This window comes from Paraburkholderia sp. J94 (assembly GCF_905220285.1).
Taxonomy (GTDB): Bacteria; Pseudomonadota; Gammaproteobacteria; order Burkholderiales; family Burkholderiaceae; genus Paraburkholderia; species Paraburkholderia tropica_A.
Genome location: NZ_CAJMZH010000003.1, coordinates 354,253 through 368,970, shown reverse-complemented (window position 1 = coordinate 368,970; position 14,718 = coordinate 354,253). Strand labels below are relative to the sequence as shown.

Annotated in this window: 15 protein-coding genes; 13 read left to right on the top strand and 2 right to left on the bottom strand. The window is 65.5% G+C overall.

Annotated features, from left to right (window positions below; all coding sequences use genetic code 11):
* The first annotated feature begins 1 nt into the window (after position 1).
* From U4Y88_RS07935 to cysM, 8 genes are all read left to right on the top strand, one after another.
* Positions 2 to 325, top strand: a complete 324-nt coding sequence (locus U4Y88_RS07935; protein WP_028226806.1) for an integration host factor subunit beta — start codon at positions 2 to 4, stop codon at positions 323 to 325.
* A 386-nt stretch (positions 326 to 711) separates the two neighbouring features.
* Positions 712 to 1,005 carry a lipopolysaccharide assembly protein LapA domain-containing protein gene (locus U4Y88_RS07930; RefSeq protein ID WP_065058283.1) on the top strand — a complete coding sequence of 98 codons (294 nt, stop codon included), beginning with the start codon at positions 712 to 714 and terminating at the stop codon, positions 1,003 to 1,005.
* A gap of 62 nt (positions 1,006 to 1,067) precedes the next feature.
* A complete protein-coding gene (lapB, locus tag U4Y88_RS07925) occupies positions 1,068 to 2,243 on the top strand; it encodes a lipopolysaccharide assembly protein LapB (RefSeq protein WP_224012222.1) in 1,176 nt (391 codons plus the stop codon).
* Positions 2,244 to 2,296: 53 nt separating this feature from the next.
* Positions 2,297 to 3,697: a UDP-glucose/GDP-mannose dehydrogenase family protein gene (locus U4Y88_RS07920; RefSeq protein ID WP_321783262.1), complete on the top strand. Its 1,401-nt coding sequence runs from the start codon at positions 2,297 to 2,299 to the stop codon at positions 3,695 to 3,697.
* Positions 3,698 to 3,701: 4 nt separating this feature from the next.
* Positions 3,702 to 4,673 carry a D-glycero-beta-D-manno-heptose-7-phosphate kinase gene (rfaE1, locus tag U4Y88_RS07915; protein ID WP_224012224.1) on the top strand — a complete coding sequence of 324 codons (972 nt, stop codon included), beginning with the start codon at positions 3,702 to 3,704 and terminating at the stop codon, positions 4,671 to 4,673.
* 106 nt (positions 4,674 to 4,779) lie between these two features.
* Entirely contained in the window at positions 4,780 to 5,772 is a 993-nt protein-coding gene (gene rfaD, locus U4Y88_RS07910; protein WP_205992223.1) for an ADP-glyceromanno-heptose 6-epimerase, read from the top strand.
* Between the two features lie 76 nt (positions 5,773 to 5,848).
* Entirely contained in the window at positions 5,849 to 6,211 is a 363-nt protein-coding gene (locus U4Y88_RS07905) for a ComEA family DNA-binding protein (RefSeq protein WP_321783260.1), read from the top strand.
* Between the two features lie 286 nt (positions 6,212 to 6,497).
* A complete protein-coding gene (cysM, locus tag U4Y88_RS07900; protein WP_224013008.1) occupies positions 6,498 to 7,400 on the top strand; it encodes a cysteine synthase CysM in 903 nt (300 codons plus the stop codon).
* Between the two features lie 109 nt (positions 7,401 to 7,509).
* Here the strand turns inward: cysM and mltB are convergent, their stop codons facing one another.
* Positions 7,510 to 8,808, bottom strand: a complete 1,299-nt coding sequence (mltB, locus tag U4Y88_RS07895) for a lytic murein transglycosylase B (protein ID WP_310631440.1) — start codon at positions 8,806 to 8,808, stop codon at positions 7,510 to 7,512.
* Between the two features lie 280 nt (positions 8,809 to 9,088).
* Between mltB and U4Y88_RS07890 the strand changes: the two genes are divergently transcribed.
* Positions 9,089 to 10,015, top strand: coding sequence for a histone deacetylase family protein (locus tag U4Y88_RS07890; RefSeq protein WP_310631439.1), 927 nt, complete (start codon positions 9,089 to 9,091; stop codon positions 10,013 to 10,015).
* Between the two features lie 74 nt (positions 10,016 to 10,089).
* A complete protein-coding gene (locus tag U4Y88_RS07885; RefSeq protein ID WP_321783258.1) occupies positions 10,090 to 10,926 on the top strand; it encodes an enoyl-CoA hydratase in 837 nt (278 codons plus the stop codon).
* A 36-nt stretch (positions 10,927 to 10,962) separates the two neighbouring features.
* On the opposite strand, the gene U4Y88_RS07880 is transcribed toward U4Y88_RS07885, so the two are convergent.
* Positions 10,963 to 11,796, bottom strand: a complete 834-nt coding sequence (locus U4Y88_RS07880; protein ID WP_415774412.1) for a lysophospholipase — start codon at positions 11,794 to 11,796, stop codon at positions 10,963 to 10,965.
* Between the two features lie 354 nt (positions 11,797 to 12,150).
* Here U4Y88_RS07880 and U4Y88_RS07875 point away from each other — a divergent pair, with 354 nt between their 5' ends.
* The 3 genes from U4Y88_RS07875 to U4Y88_RS07865 all read left to right on the top strand — a co-directional run bounded on the left by U4Y88_RS07875 (position 12,151) and on the right by U4Y88_RS07865 (position 14,717).
* Positions 12,151 to 13,185: a methionine ABC transporter ATP-binding protein gene (locus U4Y88_RS07875; protein WP_224013013.1), complete on the top strand. Its 1,035-nt coding sequence runs from the start codon at positions 12,151 to 12,153 to the stop codon at positions 13,183 to 13,185.
* Positions 13,175 to 13,828, top strand: coding sequence for a methionine ABC transporter permease (locus tag U4Y88_RS07870; protein ID WP_224013014.1), 654 nt, complete (start codon positions 13,175 to 13,177; stop codon positions 13,826 to 13,828). Before U4Y88_RS07875 ends, U4Y88_RS07870 begins: the two co-directional genes overlap by 11 nt.
* Positions 13,829 to 13,907: 79 nt before the next feature.
* On the top strand, positions 13,908 to 14,717 hold the full coding sequence (locus U4Y88_RS07865) for a MetQ/NlpA family ABC transporter substrate-binding protein (RefSeq protein WP_321783254.1): 810 nt from the start codon (positions 13,908 to 13,910) through the stop codon (positions 14,715 to 14,717).
* Position 14,718: the final 1 nt, after the last annotated feature.

The following is a 14,718-nucleotide window of genomic DNA, read 5'->3' as shown; positions in this document are numbered from 1 at the left end:
TATGACCAAATCTGAATTGGTCGCGCAGCTGGCTACGCGATTTCCGCAACTTGTCCTCAAGGATGCGGATTTCGCGGTCAAAACGATGCTCGATGCGATGTCCGAGGCGCTTGCCAAGGGCCATCGCATCGAAATTCGAGGCTTCGGCAGCTTTGGCCTGAACCGCCGGCCGTCGCGCGTCGGTCGCAACCCGAAGTCGGGTGAAAAAGTGCTGGTGCCCGAGAAGTTCGTGCCGCACTTCAAGCCAGGCAAGGAGCTGCGCGAGCGTGTGGACCGTCGATCGGGCGAGCCGCTGAAAGCGGACGAGCCGGACGACGATCTGTAAGCGCTGCAAGTTATTGCCGTGTTTGCGGTTGTCGGCAATCAATGCCAGATGGCCAGAACGCATGGACCGGAAAGCGCCGGGGTTAATAGCCCGGCGCTTTTTTTTCGTCCGCGTTTTTTGTTTGTTCGTTTTGTTCGTTCGTTTTTTCGTCCGTTTCGTGCGCATGCCGGGGCGTGGTGTGCTGCGTGCGGTTTTGTGTGTACCTGCGCGGTTTTGGCGCCGTTAAGCGTTCGCGCGCACGTGCGCGGGCGCGAGGCGTTCCATTACAATACGGGACACTTCGGCGGCGCCGCTGCTGCGGCGCAACACGCGTTGCGGCATGCTTGTGGCGTGTTTGTTGCAATTGCGCGGCGCCGGGGTTTGTTCAACTGCCAAGAGAATCCTTCATGAGATTGATCGCCTGGGTGATCCGTGTGCTGGTGTTCGTGCTGCTGCTCGTGCTCGCACTCGCCAACACGCAAACCGCGACGCTGAACTTTCTTGCCGGATATTCGTGGCAGGCTCCGCTGATCCTGATCGGCCTAGCGTTTTTCGTGGTCGGGCTGCTGGCCGGTCTGCTGTCCGCGCTGCCGGCGATTTTCCGGCTGCGCATGGAGAACGGCCGCCTCAAGCGCGAGCTGCGCACCGCGCGCGAAACGCCTGCGGTCGTCGCGGAACCGCCGCTGCCGCCGCTCATCTGATTCGACTTGCCGCCGCGCGCCCATCTGGGGGCGCGGCTTGATTACCTCTCACCATCGCTCGCATGGATCTCGATTTCTGGTGGCTCCTCGTCATTCCCGTGGCTTTCGCACTCGGCTGGATGGCGTCGCGCTACGACCTCAAGGCGCTGCTGTCCGAAAGCGCCAACCTGCCGCGCTCGTATTTCCGCGGCCTGAATTTCCTGCTCAACGAGCAACCCGACAAGGCGATCGACGCGTTCATCGAAGTCGCCAAGCTCGATCCCGAAACGGTCGAACTGCACTTCGCGCTCGGTAACCTGTTCCGCCGCCGCGGCGAAACCGACCGGGCGATCCGCGTGCATCAAAACCTGCTGTCGCGCGCCGACCTGCCCGTGAACGAGCGCGACCACGCGCTCTACGAACTGGGTCAGGACTTCCTGAAGGCCGGCATGCTCGATCGCGCCGAGGAAACCTTCAGCACGCTCAAGTCGGGCGACTATGCCCAGGGCGCGCAGCGCGCGCTGCTGACGATCTACGAGATCGAGAAGGACTGGAACCGCTCGATCGACACCGCGCGCCATCTGGAAACCATGGGCGCGCCGTCGCTCGATCTGGAAATCGCGCAGTTCCATTGCGAACTGGCGCAGGAAGCGCTCCAGCAGAAGAAGCCCGACGAAGCGCGCCGCCAGCTCGGCCTCGCGCTCAAGGCGAACGAGCACAACGTGCGCGCGACCATTCTCGCGGGCGACGTCGATGCGGCGAGCAACGACTGGGAGTCGGCGCTCGTGCAGTGGAAGCGCGTCGAAGCGCAGAATCCCGCCTATCTGCCGCTCGTGGCCGAAAAGGTCATGAAGGGCTACGAGGCGCTCGGCCGCGCGCAGGACGGCGCGCAGCTGCTCACGGAGTGGGTCGACCGCCATTCGTCGAACGATCTGCTCGACGTGGCCTATAAATATGTGTCGGAGCTCAGCGGCCCCGACGCGGCGCACACGCTCGCGCGCACGCAGATGCAGAAGTCGCCGAATCTCGCCGGCATGACGCGTCTGCTCGAAGCGCAGCAGGCCACGGCCGAGGAGCCGCGCCGCAGCGAACTCGAACTCATGCGCAAGCTGATCCAGCAGCGCACCAAGAACCTGCCGCGCTACACCTGCCAGAACTGCGGCTTCCGGGCGCGCCTGTTCTACTGGCAGTGCCCTGGCTGCAGCGGGTGGGAAACCTACGCGCCGCGCCGCGTCGAGCCGATCCCGGCTTCCAGCTGACGCGCGTCGCCGCGCACGCATTACCTCAATCCGAATCTGTTACCGGAGCGCGTATGAAAATCACCATTATCGGTACCGGCTATGTTGGCCTCGTCACCGGGGCGTGCCTTGCCGAAATCGGTCACGACGTGTTCTGCCTCGACGTCGATCCGCGCAAGATCGACATCCTGAACAACGGCGGCGTGCCGATCCATGAGCCGGGCCTGCTCGAGCTCATCCAGCGCAACCGCAAGGCGCGCCGCATCACGTTTTCCACCGACGTCGCCGCGAGCGTCGAGCACGGCGAAGTGCAGTTCATCGCCGTCGGCACGCCGCCCGACGAAGACGGCTCGGCGGACCTGCAATACGTGCTCGAAGCGGCGCGCAGCATCGGCCGCCACATGAACGGCTTCAAGGTGATCGTCGACAAGTCGACGGTGCCCGTCGGCACGGCGCAGCGCGTGCAGGCCGTGATCGCCGAAGAACTGGCGAAACGCGGCCTCGGCGCGAGCGACGCGCAGCGCTTCTCGGTGGTCTCGAACCCCGAGTTCCTCAAAGAGGGCGCGGCCGTGGACGACTTCATGCGTCCGGACCGCATCATCATCGGCATCGACGAGGACGCCAACGGCGAAGTCGCGCGCGAGAAGATCAAGCGCCTCTACGCGCCGTTCAACCGCAATCACGAACGCACGATTTACATGGACGTGCGCTCGGCGGAGTTCACCAAGTACGCGGCCAATGCGATGCTCGCCACGCGCATTTCGTTCATGAACGAAATGGCGAACCTGGCCGACCGCGTGGGCGCCGACATCGAGTCGGTGCGTCGCGGCATCGGTTCGGACCCGCGCATCGGCTATCACTTCCTGTACGCAGGTTGCGGCTACGGCGGCTCGTGCTTCCCGAAGGACGTACAGGCGCTGATCCGCACGGCTGCGGAATCGGGCCAGAACCTGCGCATTCTCGAAGCGGTCGAGGACGTCAACGACGGCCAGAAGGACGTGCTCGTGGGCAAGATCGTCCAGTCGATGGGCGACGATCTGTCGGGCAAGCGCTTCGCGGTCTGGGGTCTTGCGTTCAAGCCGAATACCGACGACATGCGCGAGGCGCCGAGCCGCCGCCTGATCGCCGAACTGCTGCGCCGTGGCGCGTCGGTGTCGGCCTACGATCCGGTGGCCACCGACGAAGCACGCCGCGTGTTCGCGCTCGATCTCGCGAGCGCGCCCGAACTGCAGGCGCGCCTGACCTTCGCGGCAAGCCAGGACGATACGCTCGCGGGTGCCGATGCACTCGTGGTCGTCACCGAATGGACGGCGTTCAAGGCGCCGGACTTCGAGTTCCTGAAGGAACAGTTGAAGGCGCCGCGCATCTTCGACGGACGTAATCTGTACGAGCCTGACGCGATGGCGGAGCTCGGTTTCGACTATCACTCGATTGGGCGTCCCCATGTCAAACACGCAAACTCGCCCGCAGTCTGACGCCATGACCGCCATCACCGACAATGCCGCGCTCGCGCCCGACGTGCAGGTCGTGCCGCGCGAGCAGTTCGCGCGCTCGCGCGTGCTCGTGGTCGGCGACGTGATGCTCGACCGTTACTGGTTCGGCGACGTCAACCGCATTTCGCCCGAAGCGCCCGTGCCGGTCGTGCACGTGCAGCGCCAGGAAGACCGTCTCGGCGGCGCCGCCAACGTCGCGCGCAATGCCGCGGCGCTGGGCGCGCAGGCCGGTCTGCTGTGCGTGGTCGGCCACGACGAGCCGGGCGAGCGCATCGTCACGCTGCTCGGCGAGAGCAACGTGCACGCGCATCTCGAACGCGATCCCGCGCTGCCCACCACCATCAAACTGCGCGTGCTGTCGCGCCAGCAGCAGTTGCTGCGCGTGGACTTCGAGAACACGCCCGCACACGAGGCGCTGCTCGCGGGCCTCGCGCGCTTCGACGCGCTGCTGCCGTCGCACGACGTGATCCTGATGTCGGACTATGCGAAGGGCGGGCTCACGCACGTCACGCAGATGATCTCGACCGCGCGCGCGGCGGGTAAATCCGTGCTGGTCGATCCGAAGGGCGACGACTGGGAGCGCTATCGCGGCGCGAGCGTGATCACGCCGAACCGCGCGGAACTGCGCGAAGTCGTTGGCACCTGGAAGTCGGAAGACGACCTGCTCGCGCGCGTGACGAAGCTGCGCCACGAATTGCAGTTCGACGCGCTGCTGCTCACGCGCTCGGAAGAGGGTATGACGCTCTTTTCCGACGAGGGCGTGCTGCACGCGCCGGCTGTCGCGCGCGAAGTGTATGATGTCTCGGGCGCCGGCGACACCGTCATCGCGACCGTCGCGGTCTCGCTGGGCGCGGGCCTTTCGCTCGTCCAGGGCGTCGCGCTCGCGAATCGCGCCGCCGGTATCGTGGTCGGCAAGCTCGGCACGGCCACCGTCGATTACGACGAACTCTTTCAATGACGTGCCGCGCGCGGCGGCCAGCCGGCTGCCGCGTGACGGACGCACCCCCGGGCCGGCTTCGGAGAGTTTTGCCGGTCCCGCGTGAACTCCTCTGCGCAGAACTACCATGACCCTCATCGTCACCGGCGCGGCCGGCTTCATCGGCAGCAATATCGTCAAGGCGCTCAACGAACGCGGTGAAGACCGCATCATCGCCGTCGATAACCTCACGCGCGCCGACAAGTTCAAGAATCTCGTCGATTGCGAAATCGACGACTACATCGACAAGACCGAGTTCGTCGAGCGCTTCGCGCGCGGCGACTTCGGCAAGGTGCGTGCGGTGTTCCATGAAGGCGCCTGTTCGGACACGATGGAAACCGACGGCCGCTACATGATGGACAACAACTTCCGCTACAGCCGTGCGGTGCTCGACGCGTGTCTCGCGCAGGGCACGCAGTTCCTGTATGCGTCGTCGGCGGCGATTTACGGTGGTTCGAGCCGTTTCGTCGAGGAGCGCGACGTGGAAGCGCCGCTCAACGTGTACGGCTATTCGAAGTTCCTGTTCGACCAGGTGATCCGCCGCGTGCTGCCCAAGGCGCAGAGCCAGATCGCGGGCTTCCGCTACTTCAACGTCTACGGCCAGCGCGAGACGCACAAGGCGCGCATGGCGTCGGTGGCGTTCCACAACTTCAACCAGTTCCGCGCCGAAGGCCGCGTGAAGCTGTTCGGCGAGTACAACGGCTACGCGCCGGGCGAGCAGACGCGCGATTTCGTGTCGGTGGAAGACGTGGTGAAGGTGAACCTGTTCTTCTTCGATCATCCGGAAAAGAGCGGCATCTTCAATCTCGGCAGCGGCCGCGCGCAACCGTTCAACGATATCGCGACGAGCGTGGTGAACACGCTGCGCGCGCTCGAAGGCAAGCCGGCGCTCTCGCTCGCGGAGCAGGTGAAGGAAGGCCTGATCGAGTACATCCCGTTCCCGGACGCGCTGCGCGGCAAGTATCAGTGCTTCACGCAGGCCGACCAGTCGAAGCTGCGCGCAGCGGGCTACGACGCGCCGTTCCTGACGGTGCAAGAGGGTGTCGATCGTTACGTACGTTGGCTGTCCGGCCAGGTGTAACGCGGGATCGTTGCTCCCTAAACTGGATTCTCCTCGCCGGCGATGGTCGCCGGCGAAGGCACAAGGGAGATCCAGCATGTTCAAGAAGCTTCTCGCCGTGGCAGCGCTCGTTGCCGCGTTCGGCCAGGCCTTCGCGGCCGTGGACGTCAATACCGCCAATGAAGACGCGCTGCGCGGCATCAAGGGCATCGGGCCCGCGCGCGCCAAGGCCATTCTCGACGAGCGCGGCGCGCACGGTCCGTTCAAGGACGCATCCGATCTCGGCAATCGCGTGAAGGGGCTCGGCGGCCATACCGTCGAACGTCTGCAGGCCGAAGGATTGTCGGTCGGGCCCGCGAACGCGCAGGCGGCCGCTGCGGCGCAAGGCGCGAAGGGTGCGCAGAGCGCGCAGGGCAAGAATGCCGCGCCGCAGCCGGCCACGGTCGCCGTCAAGAAGTAGGGCCACGCTGCAGTAGTGCGCGTGCCGGTGCGCAACGGTGCGCGCGAACCCGCTCGAAAGAGGGGGACGATTCCTTCAGGTGTCGCTTCGGCGACGTTGACCCGCGGCCCGCGCCGCGGGCTTTTTGCGCCACCGCCGCGCGTATGAGCGTCCGTTCGCGCCAATGCGCGTCCCCACCGATGTCAGGGCTAGTCGGCGAGGCCCGGCTGCGTGGTTTAGAATCGAACGATCACGTATTCGTACACGTATTCGCACAATCGCACGTCATCGCGCCTCACCATTCACTATGCCCTACAAGACTATTGAAGACACGATCGGCAATACGCCGCTCGTGCAGCTCGTTCGTCTCCCGGACGATGAAATCCGCGCCCGCAACAATGTCGTGCTGGCGAAGCTCGAAGGTAACAATCCGGCGGGTTCGGTGAAGGACCGCCCGGCGCTGTCGATGATCCGCAAGGCCGAGGAACGCGGCCGCATCAAGCCCGGCGACACGCTGATCGAAGCCACGAGCGGCAATACCGGCATCGCGCTCGCGATGGCTGCGGCCATTCGCGGCTACAAGATGGTGCTGATCATGCCCGAGGACCTCTCGGTCGAGCGCCGTCAGAGCATGGCCGCCTACGGCGCGGAAATCATGCTCACGCCGGTCAAGGGCGGCATGGAATACGCGCGCGATCTCGCCGAGCAGATGCAGCGCGACGGCAAGGGCATCATCCTCGACCAGTTCGCGAACCCGGACAATCCGCTCGCGCACTACGAGACCACCGGCCCGGAAATCTGGCGCGACACGGAAGGGCGCATCACGCACTTCGTGTCGTCGATGGGTACGACGGGCACCATCATGGGCACGTCGCAGTATCTGAAGGAACAGAGTTCGGCGATCGAGATCGTCGGCGCGCAGCCTGAAGAGGGTTCGCGTATTCCGGGCATCCGCAAGTGGCCCGAAGCCTATATGCCGAAAATCTTCGACCGCAGCCGCGTCGACCGCGTCGAGAACGTGAGCCAGGCCGCCGCCGAAGCGATGGCGCGCCGTCTCGCCTCGGTCGAAGGCATTTTCGCGGGCATTTCGTCGGGTGGCGCGTGCGAAGTGGCGATGCGCATCGCGCGTCAGGTCGAGAACGCGACGATCGTGTTCATCATCTGCGATCGCGGCGACCGCTATCTGTCGACGGGCGTGTTCCCGGCGTAAGCGCATCGCTCGCGCACTCAACGCGCACACTGAATAAAAACGGGCGGCCTGTTTGCGACAGGCCGCCCGTTCTGTTTGATGCTTGCTGCGTGGTGTTTGAACGCGATGCTTACTGCGCGCCGCCGTTGTCGTTCAGCGCCGGACCTTTGCCCACGTTCGGCTGCGTCGCGAGCATCTGCGCCTTCACGCGTTCGCCGAGCTGATACACCGCGAGCGCGTAGAAGAAACTGCGGTTATAGCGCGTGAGCACGTAGAAGTTCTTCAGGCCGAGCATGTATTCGGTCGGACGGCCAGGCGTCGGCAGGTCGATGACGGTGACGGGCGTGCCGCCTTCCGCCGCGATATCGATGTTCGGCTCGTTGAGCACGAGGCCCGAGCGCAGCAGCTGCACGAGCGGCCAGCGCGGTTCCGGCTTGCCGTCGGCGGCCGCCTGCGCGATACCGAGGCTGCCCGCGTCCTTCGCGATCTTCCAGACCACCGGGCGGCCCGGTTCCCAGCCGTTCTTGTTCAGATAGTTCGCGACGCTGCCGATCGCATCCGGCGTGCTGTTGCGCAGATCGATGTGATTGTTGCCTTCGTAATCGACGGCGTACTGGACGATGCTGCTCGGCAGGAATTGCGGAATGCCGATCGCGCCCGTGTACGAACCGAGCACCGACGACGGGTCGATCTGCGCGTCGCGCGTCCAGACCAGATAGTCCTCGAGATTCTTGCGGAACGTTGCCATGCGGTCGGCGCGGTTCGGCGTGTCGGGATAATCGAACGCGAGCGTGGTGAGCGCGTCGAGCACCCGGAAGTTGCCCATGTAACGCCCGTAAATCGTCTCCACGCCGATGATGCCGACGATCACCTCGGGCGGCACGCCGAACTGATCGGACGCGCGCTGCAGCGTGGCCTGGTTCGCGCGCCAGAAGCGCACGCCCGCGTTGATGCGCACCGCATCGAGGAAGCGCGCCTGATACGAGCGCCAGTTCTTCGCGCTCGGCGTGGGCGAGGGCGTGACGAGCTTCACGGCCGTGGCCGAATAGCTCGCGCTCGAGAACAGCGCGTGCAGCGCGTCGCTGTTGAAGTCGTAGCGCGCGACCATGTCGTTGATGAAGGCATCGACATTCGGATTGTTCGCGTAGCGCTGCGGGATGATTTCCTCTTCAAACGTTTGCCCTTGCGACGCGGCTTGAGGCTGCGTTTGCGGCGGCGTTTGCGCTTGAGGCTGCGCCTGGACTTGAGGCTGGGTCTGCGGCTGTGCCTGGGCGAGCGTGAGCGGCGCGTGCTGCGGGCTCAGCGCGTCGGGCGAGGCCGTTTGCGCCTGCGCGGCTGCGCCCCAGAACGCCGACGCGGCGCACAGTGCAAGGGCGAAAGACGAAAGGCGGGCGTGGCGGCAAGCAGGCAGAGCGGACTTGAGCGTCATGGGAGGCGGGTAGGTCGGGCAGGAGAGAACGGAATCCCGGGCAGTATACCCGAGCACCTTGCGTGAATCGGCCCTGGGCGTGCGGCGGCCGCCCATTGGCGCGGGTGCGCTGTGGTAACGTGATGACTGCCCGCGCTCGAATGCGGGCGCAGAAAAGCGGCACGAAAAGCAGCGGCTAGAAGTTTGGGAATGATTGCAGTCCCGCGCAGCGACCCCCGACGAAAGACCTGAAGGAGACCCGCGGCGTGCGTCCCGGCGCGCGCGGCGGCCAGCACGACACATGACGACCGGCTTTTTCTCGCATCCCGACTGCCTGCTGCACGAAATGGGCGAGTGGCATCCCGAATGCCCCGCGCGCCTGCAGGCCATCGAAGACCAGCTCATCGCGAGCCGTATCGAATCGCTGATCGAGCACGACAGCTCCGCGCCGCTCGCCGAAGAGTCGGCGTTGCTGCGCGTGCATACGCAAGCGCATATCGACTACCTGCGCGCGCTCTCGCCGCAGGAAGGCTACGCGGCGATCGACCCCGACACCTCGATGAATCCGCACACGTGGCAGGCCGCGTTGCGCGCCGCGGGCGCGGCCGTCGCCGCGACGGACGCCGTGCTCGCGGGCCGCTACGAAAACGCGTTCTGCAGCGTGCGCCCGCCGGGCCATCACGCCGAACCCGCGCGCGCGATGGGCTTCTGCTTCTTCAACAACGTGGCTATCGCCGCGCGTCACGCGCTCGACGTGCATGGCCTCTCGCGCGTGGCCGTCATCGACTTCGACGTGCATCACGGCAACGGCACCGAAGCGGCCTTCGCCGGCGACGAGCGCGTGCTCATGTGCAGCATCTTCCAGCATCCGTTCTATCCGTTTTCGGGCGCCGACCAGCAGGCGCCGAACATGGTCAACGTGCCGATGGCGGCGCGCACCAAGGGCATGGAAGTGCGCGAGGCGATCGACATTCTGTGGCTGCCGCGGCTGAACGAATTCAAGCCGGAAATGGTGTTTGTCTCGGCGGGTTTCGATGCGCACCGCGAGGACGATCTCGGCAATATGGGCCTCGTCGAAGACGATTACGCGTGGATCACCGAACAGATCTGCGATATCGCGAATCGCCATGCGAAAGGGCGCATCGTCAGCTGTCTCGAAGGCGGCTACAACCTCTCGGCGCTCGGGCGCAGCGTGGTGGCGCATCTGCGCGTGCTCGCCGGAATCTGATCGACTCGTTTCGAAGATGGGACGCGCGCGCTGCGTGTGTCTGCTCACGTCAACGTTAGAAGGAGTGTCGCGTCATGTGTGCCGCTGCTGTGCCGTCTTCGTCTTCCTCGTCGTCTGCCGCTCACGCTTCCCACGAATCCGCGCCGCTCGTCGAGATCGCGCATGACGCGTATGGCGTGCCCGGCGTCGTGCGCCTCACGCTCAATCGTCCCGATGCGTTTAATGCGTTGTCCGAAGCGCTGATCGACGCCGTGCAGACCGAACTCGGCGCGCTCGCGCAATCGGACGCGCGCGCGGTGGTGATCGCGGCGGCGGGGCGCGCGTTCTGCGCGGGCCACGATCTCAAGGAAATGCGCGCGGCGCCTTCGCTCGACTACTACAAGCAATTGTTCGCGCGCTGCTCGAAGATGATGCTCGCGATCCAGAAGATGCCGCAGCCCGTGATCGCGCGCGTGCACGGCGTGGCCACCGCGGCGGGTTGCCAGCTCGTGGCGATGTGCGATCTCGCCGTGGCCGCCGATACCGCGCGTTTCGCCGTGTCGGGCATCAATCTCGGGCTGTTCTGTTCGACGCCTTCGGTGCCGCTCACGCGCAACGTGTCGCGCAAGGCGGCCTTCGAAATGCTGATGACGGGCGAGTTCATCGACGCGCAAAAAGCGCTGCGCGAAGGGCTCCTGAACCGCGTCGTGGCCGCCGACGCGCTCGATGCCGAAGTGGCCGCGCTCGCTGCGAGCATTTGCGCGAAGCCGCGCGAGGCGGTGGCGGCGGGCAAGGGCCTGTTCTACCGGCAGCTCGAAATGGGTATCGAGGCGGCGTATCAACTCGCCGGGCAAACCATGGCGTGCAACATGATGACGGACCCGGCGCTCGACGGCGTGCAGGCCTTCATCGAGAAGCGCGGCGCGAAGTAAGGTTGAAAAGCGAGCGTTAAAAAAGCGAACGCCGCCTCAGCTGTGGCGTTCGATCCATTCCACCATCGACGCGATCACGCGCTCGCGATCCAGATCGTTGAGCGTTTCGTGATAGCTGCCTTCATAGAGCGTGAGCGTGCGATCCGGCGACCCCACATGCGCGCCGAACGCGCGGCTGCCGTCGGGTTCCGTGAGCTTGTCCGCGGTGCCGTGCCAGATCAGCACGGGCAGGCGCAACTGCGCGCGGCCCGCTTCGATGCGCTTCATCGCTTCCAGCAATTCCGCGCCCGTGCGCGCCGGAATCGCGCCGTGATGCACGAGCGGATCGGCGCGATTGGTCTCGACCACGGCGGCGTCGCGCGCGAGCAGGGCGGCGTCGATCTTCATCGCCGGAAAGCGCGGCCAGACGGCGCTCATCACGCGGCTCGCGGCGATCATCCAGTGCGGCACATCGCGGCCGGGCGCGAGCGCGGCGCTCGACAGCAGCAGGCCCGCGAGCGGCACGCCGCCTTGCGGCGCGCGTTCGATCGCATAGAGCGCGGCGATCGCGCCGCCCATGCTGTGGCCCATCAGAAAGAGCGGCGTGTGGCGCGCCGCGCATTGCGCGCCCGCGTGCGCGATCAGCGCCTGGGCGTCGTCCAGATATTCGTCGAACCGGTTGATCCACGCGCGCCGGCCGCTCGCGCGTCCGTGGCCGCGCAGGTCGATCGTGTAGACGTCGATGCCTGCCGCGTTCAGGCGCGCCGCGAGCGCGGCGTAGCGCTGCGCGTGTTCGGCGAGGCCGTGAATCAGCGCGATGGCCGCGCGCGGCGGCGTCCCGCGCGTGCGCCACGCGTAGAGCGGCAGTTCGGCGCCGTCGTGGATGCGCAGCGTCACCGTGTCGGGCAGGCGCGCCGCGGGCTGGGCGGCGTTGATTGGCTGGGTCGTCTCCATCTGCGCTGTCTCCGCTGTCTCTTTTAGTCGTTGTAAGTTTTTGTCTGACGGCAGAGTGTAGCCGCGGTTTCCCCGGGCTTTCCGTGCTTTTTGCCGCGCTGGGACTCTAATGAATTTCAGTAATGAATTTATCGAAATGGATTATTAAAAGGAATTTGGCTCGCCAGGGTAAAATGGCGAGTTGACTCCAGACCAGCAAACGGCGGCTGTCTGCCGGCGCGACGCGTTCAGGCGATCCCAACGATCGCGTGCACGGACGGCGCGCGGCACGCCCGCCGTTTCGTTTTTTCCATGATCGAAATTCGAAACGTTTCCCAGCGCTTCGCGGGCCCACAAGGCTGGATCGAAGCGCTGCACAACGTCAATCTGACGATTCCGCAGGGCGAGGTGTTCGGCATCATCGGCCGCAGCGGGGCGGGCAAGAGCACGCTCGTGCGCACCATCAACCTGCTGACGCGGCCGACCGAGGGCGACATCGTCGTCAACGGCCGCACGCTCACGTCGCTGTCGAGCGCGGACCTGCGCGAGGCGCGCCGCGAAATCGGCATGATTTTCCAGCACTTCAACCTGCTGTCGTCGCGCACGGTGTTCGATAACGTGGCGCTGCCGCTCGAACTCGCGGGCATGAAGCGCGCCGAGATCGAAGCCGCGGTGCTGCCGCTGCTCGAACTCGTCGGCCTCACGGCGCAGAAGGACCGTTATCCGTCGCAGATCAGCGGCGGCCAGAAGCAGCGCGTGGGCATCGCGCGCGCGCTGGCGAGCAAGCCGAAAGTGCTGCTCTCCGACGAAGCCACGTCGGCGCTCGACCCCGAAACCACGCGCGCGATTCTCGACCTGCTGCGCAAGATCAATCGCGAGCTCAAGCTCACGGTCGTGATGATCACGCACCAGATGGAAGTGATCAAACAGGTCTGCGACCGCGTGGCCGTGCTCGACGCGGGCCGCGTGGTGGAAAGCGGTCCCGTGATCGACGTGTTCCTGCAGCCGCGCCACGAAGTCACGCGCGCGCTGCTCGGCGACGTGATCGCGCAGGAACTGCCGCCCGCGCTCAAGGTGCGCGTGACCGAGCGTCTCGCGAAGGGCAACGCGCATCTGCTGCGCCTCGCCTTCACGGGCACGGGCGTCGATCAGCCGGTGCTCTCGGAAACGATTCGCCGCTTCGAACTCGATTTCAACATCCTGCACGGCCAGATCGACGAGATCCAGGGGCAGGCGTTCGGCTCGCTCGCGGTGCTCGCGGCCGGCGATCCGGTGAAGGTCGCGCAGGCGATTACGTGGCTGCGCGAGCAGGGTGTGGTGGTGGAGGAGCTGTCCCATGTGGAGTGAAATGTTCGATATGTTCGTCCAGTCCTTCTGGGAGACGCTCATCATGGTGGGCATCTCGGGACTGGTCGGCGCCGCCATCGGCCTGCCGCTCGGCGTGCTGCTCTATCTGACGGACCGCAACGGCGTGCTGCAGAACCTCGCCGTCAATCGCGTGATGGGCGTGATCGTCAACGCGGTGCGTTCGACGCCGTTCATCATCCTGCTGGTCGCCGTGATTCCGTTCACGCGCGTCGTGGTGGGCTCGTCGATCGGCACGGCGGCCGCCGTCGTGCCGCTGACCATTTCGGCCGCGCCGTTCATCGCGCGTCTGGTGGAAACGGCGCTGCGCGAAGTCGATCGCGGCCTGATCGAAGCTGCGCTGTCGATGGGCGCGAGCACGCGCCAGATCGTCTTCAAGGTGCTGCTGCCCGAGTCGCTGCCCGGTGTGGTGGCGGGTCTCACGATCACGTTCATCTCGCTCGTCGGCTATTCGGCGATGGCGGGCGCGATCGGCGGCGGCGGTCTGGGCGACCTCGGCATCCGCTACGGCTATCAGCGCTTCGAACCCGAAGTGATGCTGCTCGTGGTGGTCGTGCTGATCGTGTTCGTGCAGCTCGTGCAGTCGTTCGGCGACTGGCTCGTGCGGCGCTTGAGCCACAAGTAAGCTGCAAATAAGCCTGAAAACCAGCGGTAAACCGCGCCGATCACCGCGCCCATAACATCAACGAGACAGAGGTTTGGCCATGCAACGACGCTTCATGATCCGGCTGGCGAGCGCGCTCGGCGCGGCAACGCTGATTGCGCCGCTGTGCGCGCCGCTCGCGGCGCACGCCGACGAAACCATCAAGGTGGGCGTCACGGGCGGACCGCACGAGCAGGTGATGGAAGTGGTGAAGCGCGTGGCCGCGAAGAACGGGCTGACGATCAAGATCGTGGAGTTTTCCGACTACGTGCAGCCGAATGCGGCGCTCGCGGGCGGCGATCTCGATGCGAACAGTTACCAGCATCAGCCGTATCTCGATGCGCAGGTGAAGGATCGCGGCTACAAGCTCGTGAAGCTCGCCGACACGGTCACGTTCCCGATGGGCATCTACTCGAAGAAGGTGAAGACGCTCGCGGAGCTGAAGCCGGGTGCGCGGATTGCGGTGCCGAACGACCCGACCAACGGTGGTCGCGCGCTGTTGCTGCTGCAAAAACAGGGGCTCATCAAGTTGCGCGACGGCGCGGGTTTGAAGGCCACGCCGCTCGACATCGTGGAAAACCCCAGTAAGCTGAAGATCGTCGAACTGGACGCGGCGCAGATTCCCCGCTCGCTCGACGACGTGGACGCCGCCGCGATCAACACGAACTTCGCGATGGAAGCGGGGCTCAAGCCGAAGGCCGATGCGATCGCGATCGAGGACCCGAAAGGCCCGTACGTGAACATCCTCGCGATCCGCGAGGCCGATCGCAACAAGCCCTGGGCGCCCAAGCTGGTGGCGGCGTATCACTCGCCGGAGGTGAAGCAGTACATCGAACAGAAGTTCGGCGGCGCAGTGATCGCGTCGTGGTAAG

What these genes read in the sequence shown, in the direction of transcription:
- rfaD (WP_205992223.1), top strand. Translation starts at nt 4,780, where the DNA reads ATGACCCTCATCGTCACCGGCGCGGCCGGCTTCATCGGCAGCAATATC.
- cysM (WP_224013008.1), top strand. Translation starts at nt 6,498, where the DNA reads ATGCCCTACAAGACTATTGAAGACACGATCGGCAATACGCCGCTCGTG.
- U4Y88_RS07905 (WP_321783260.1), top strand. Translation starts at nt 5,849, where the DNA reads ATGTTCAAGAAGCTTCTCGCCGTGGCAGCGCTCGTTGCCGCGTTCGGC.
- U4Y88_RS07890 (WP_310631439.1), top strand. Translation starts at nt 9,089, where the DNA reads ATGACGACCGGCTTTTTCTCGCATCCCGACTGCCTGCTGCACGAAATG.
- U4Y88_RS07870 (WP_224013014.1), top strand. Translation starts at nt 13,175, where the DNA reads ATGTGGAGTGAAATGTTCGATATGTTCGTCCAGTCCTTCTGGGAGACG.
- U4Y88_RS07885 (WP_321783258.1), top strand. Translation starts at nt 10,090, where the DNA reads ATGTGTGCCGCTGCTGTGCCGTCTTCGTCTTCCTCGTCGTCTGCCGCT.
- lapB (WP_224012222.1), top strand. Translation starts at nt 1,068, where the DNA reads ATGGATCTCGATTTCTGGTGGCTCCTCGTCATTCCCGTGGCTTTCGCA.
- U4Y88_RS07875 (WP_224013013.1), top strand. Translation starts at nt 12,151, where the DNA reads ATGATCGAAATTCGAAACGTTTCCCAGCGCTTCGCGGGCCCACAAGGC.
- U4Y88_RS07865 (WP_321783254.1), top strand. Translation starts at nt 13,908, where the DNA reads ATGCAACGACGCTTCATGATCCGGCTGGCGAGCGCGCTCGGCGCGGCA.
- U4Y88_RS07920 (WP_321783262.1), top strand. Translation starts at nt 2,297, where the DNA reads ATGAAAATCACCATTATCGGTACCGGCTATGTTGGCCTCGTCACCGGG.
- U4Y88_RS07935 (WP_028226806.1), top strand. Translation starts at nt 2, where the DNA reads ATGACCAAATCTGAATTGGTCGCGCAGCTGGCTACGCGATTTCCGCAA.
- mltB (WP_310631440.1), bottom strand. Translation starts at nt 8,808, where the DNA reads ATGACGCTCAAGTCCGCTCTGCCTGCTTGCCGCCACGCCCGCCTTTCG.
- rfaE1 (WP_224012224.1), top strand. Translation starts at nt 3,702, where the DNA reads ATGACCGCCATCACCGACAATGCCGCGCTCGCGCCCGACGTGCAGGTC.
- U4Y88_RS07930 (WP_065058283.1), top strand. Translation starts at nt 712, where the DNA reads ATGAGATTGATCGCCTGGGTGATCCGTGTGCTGGTGTTCGTGCTGCTG.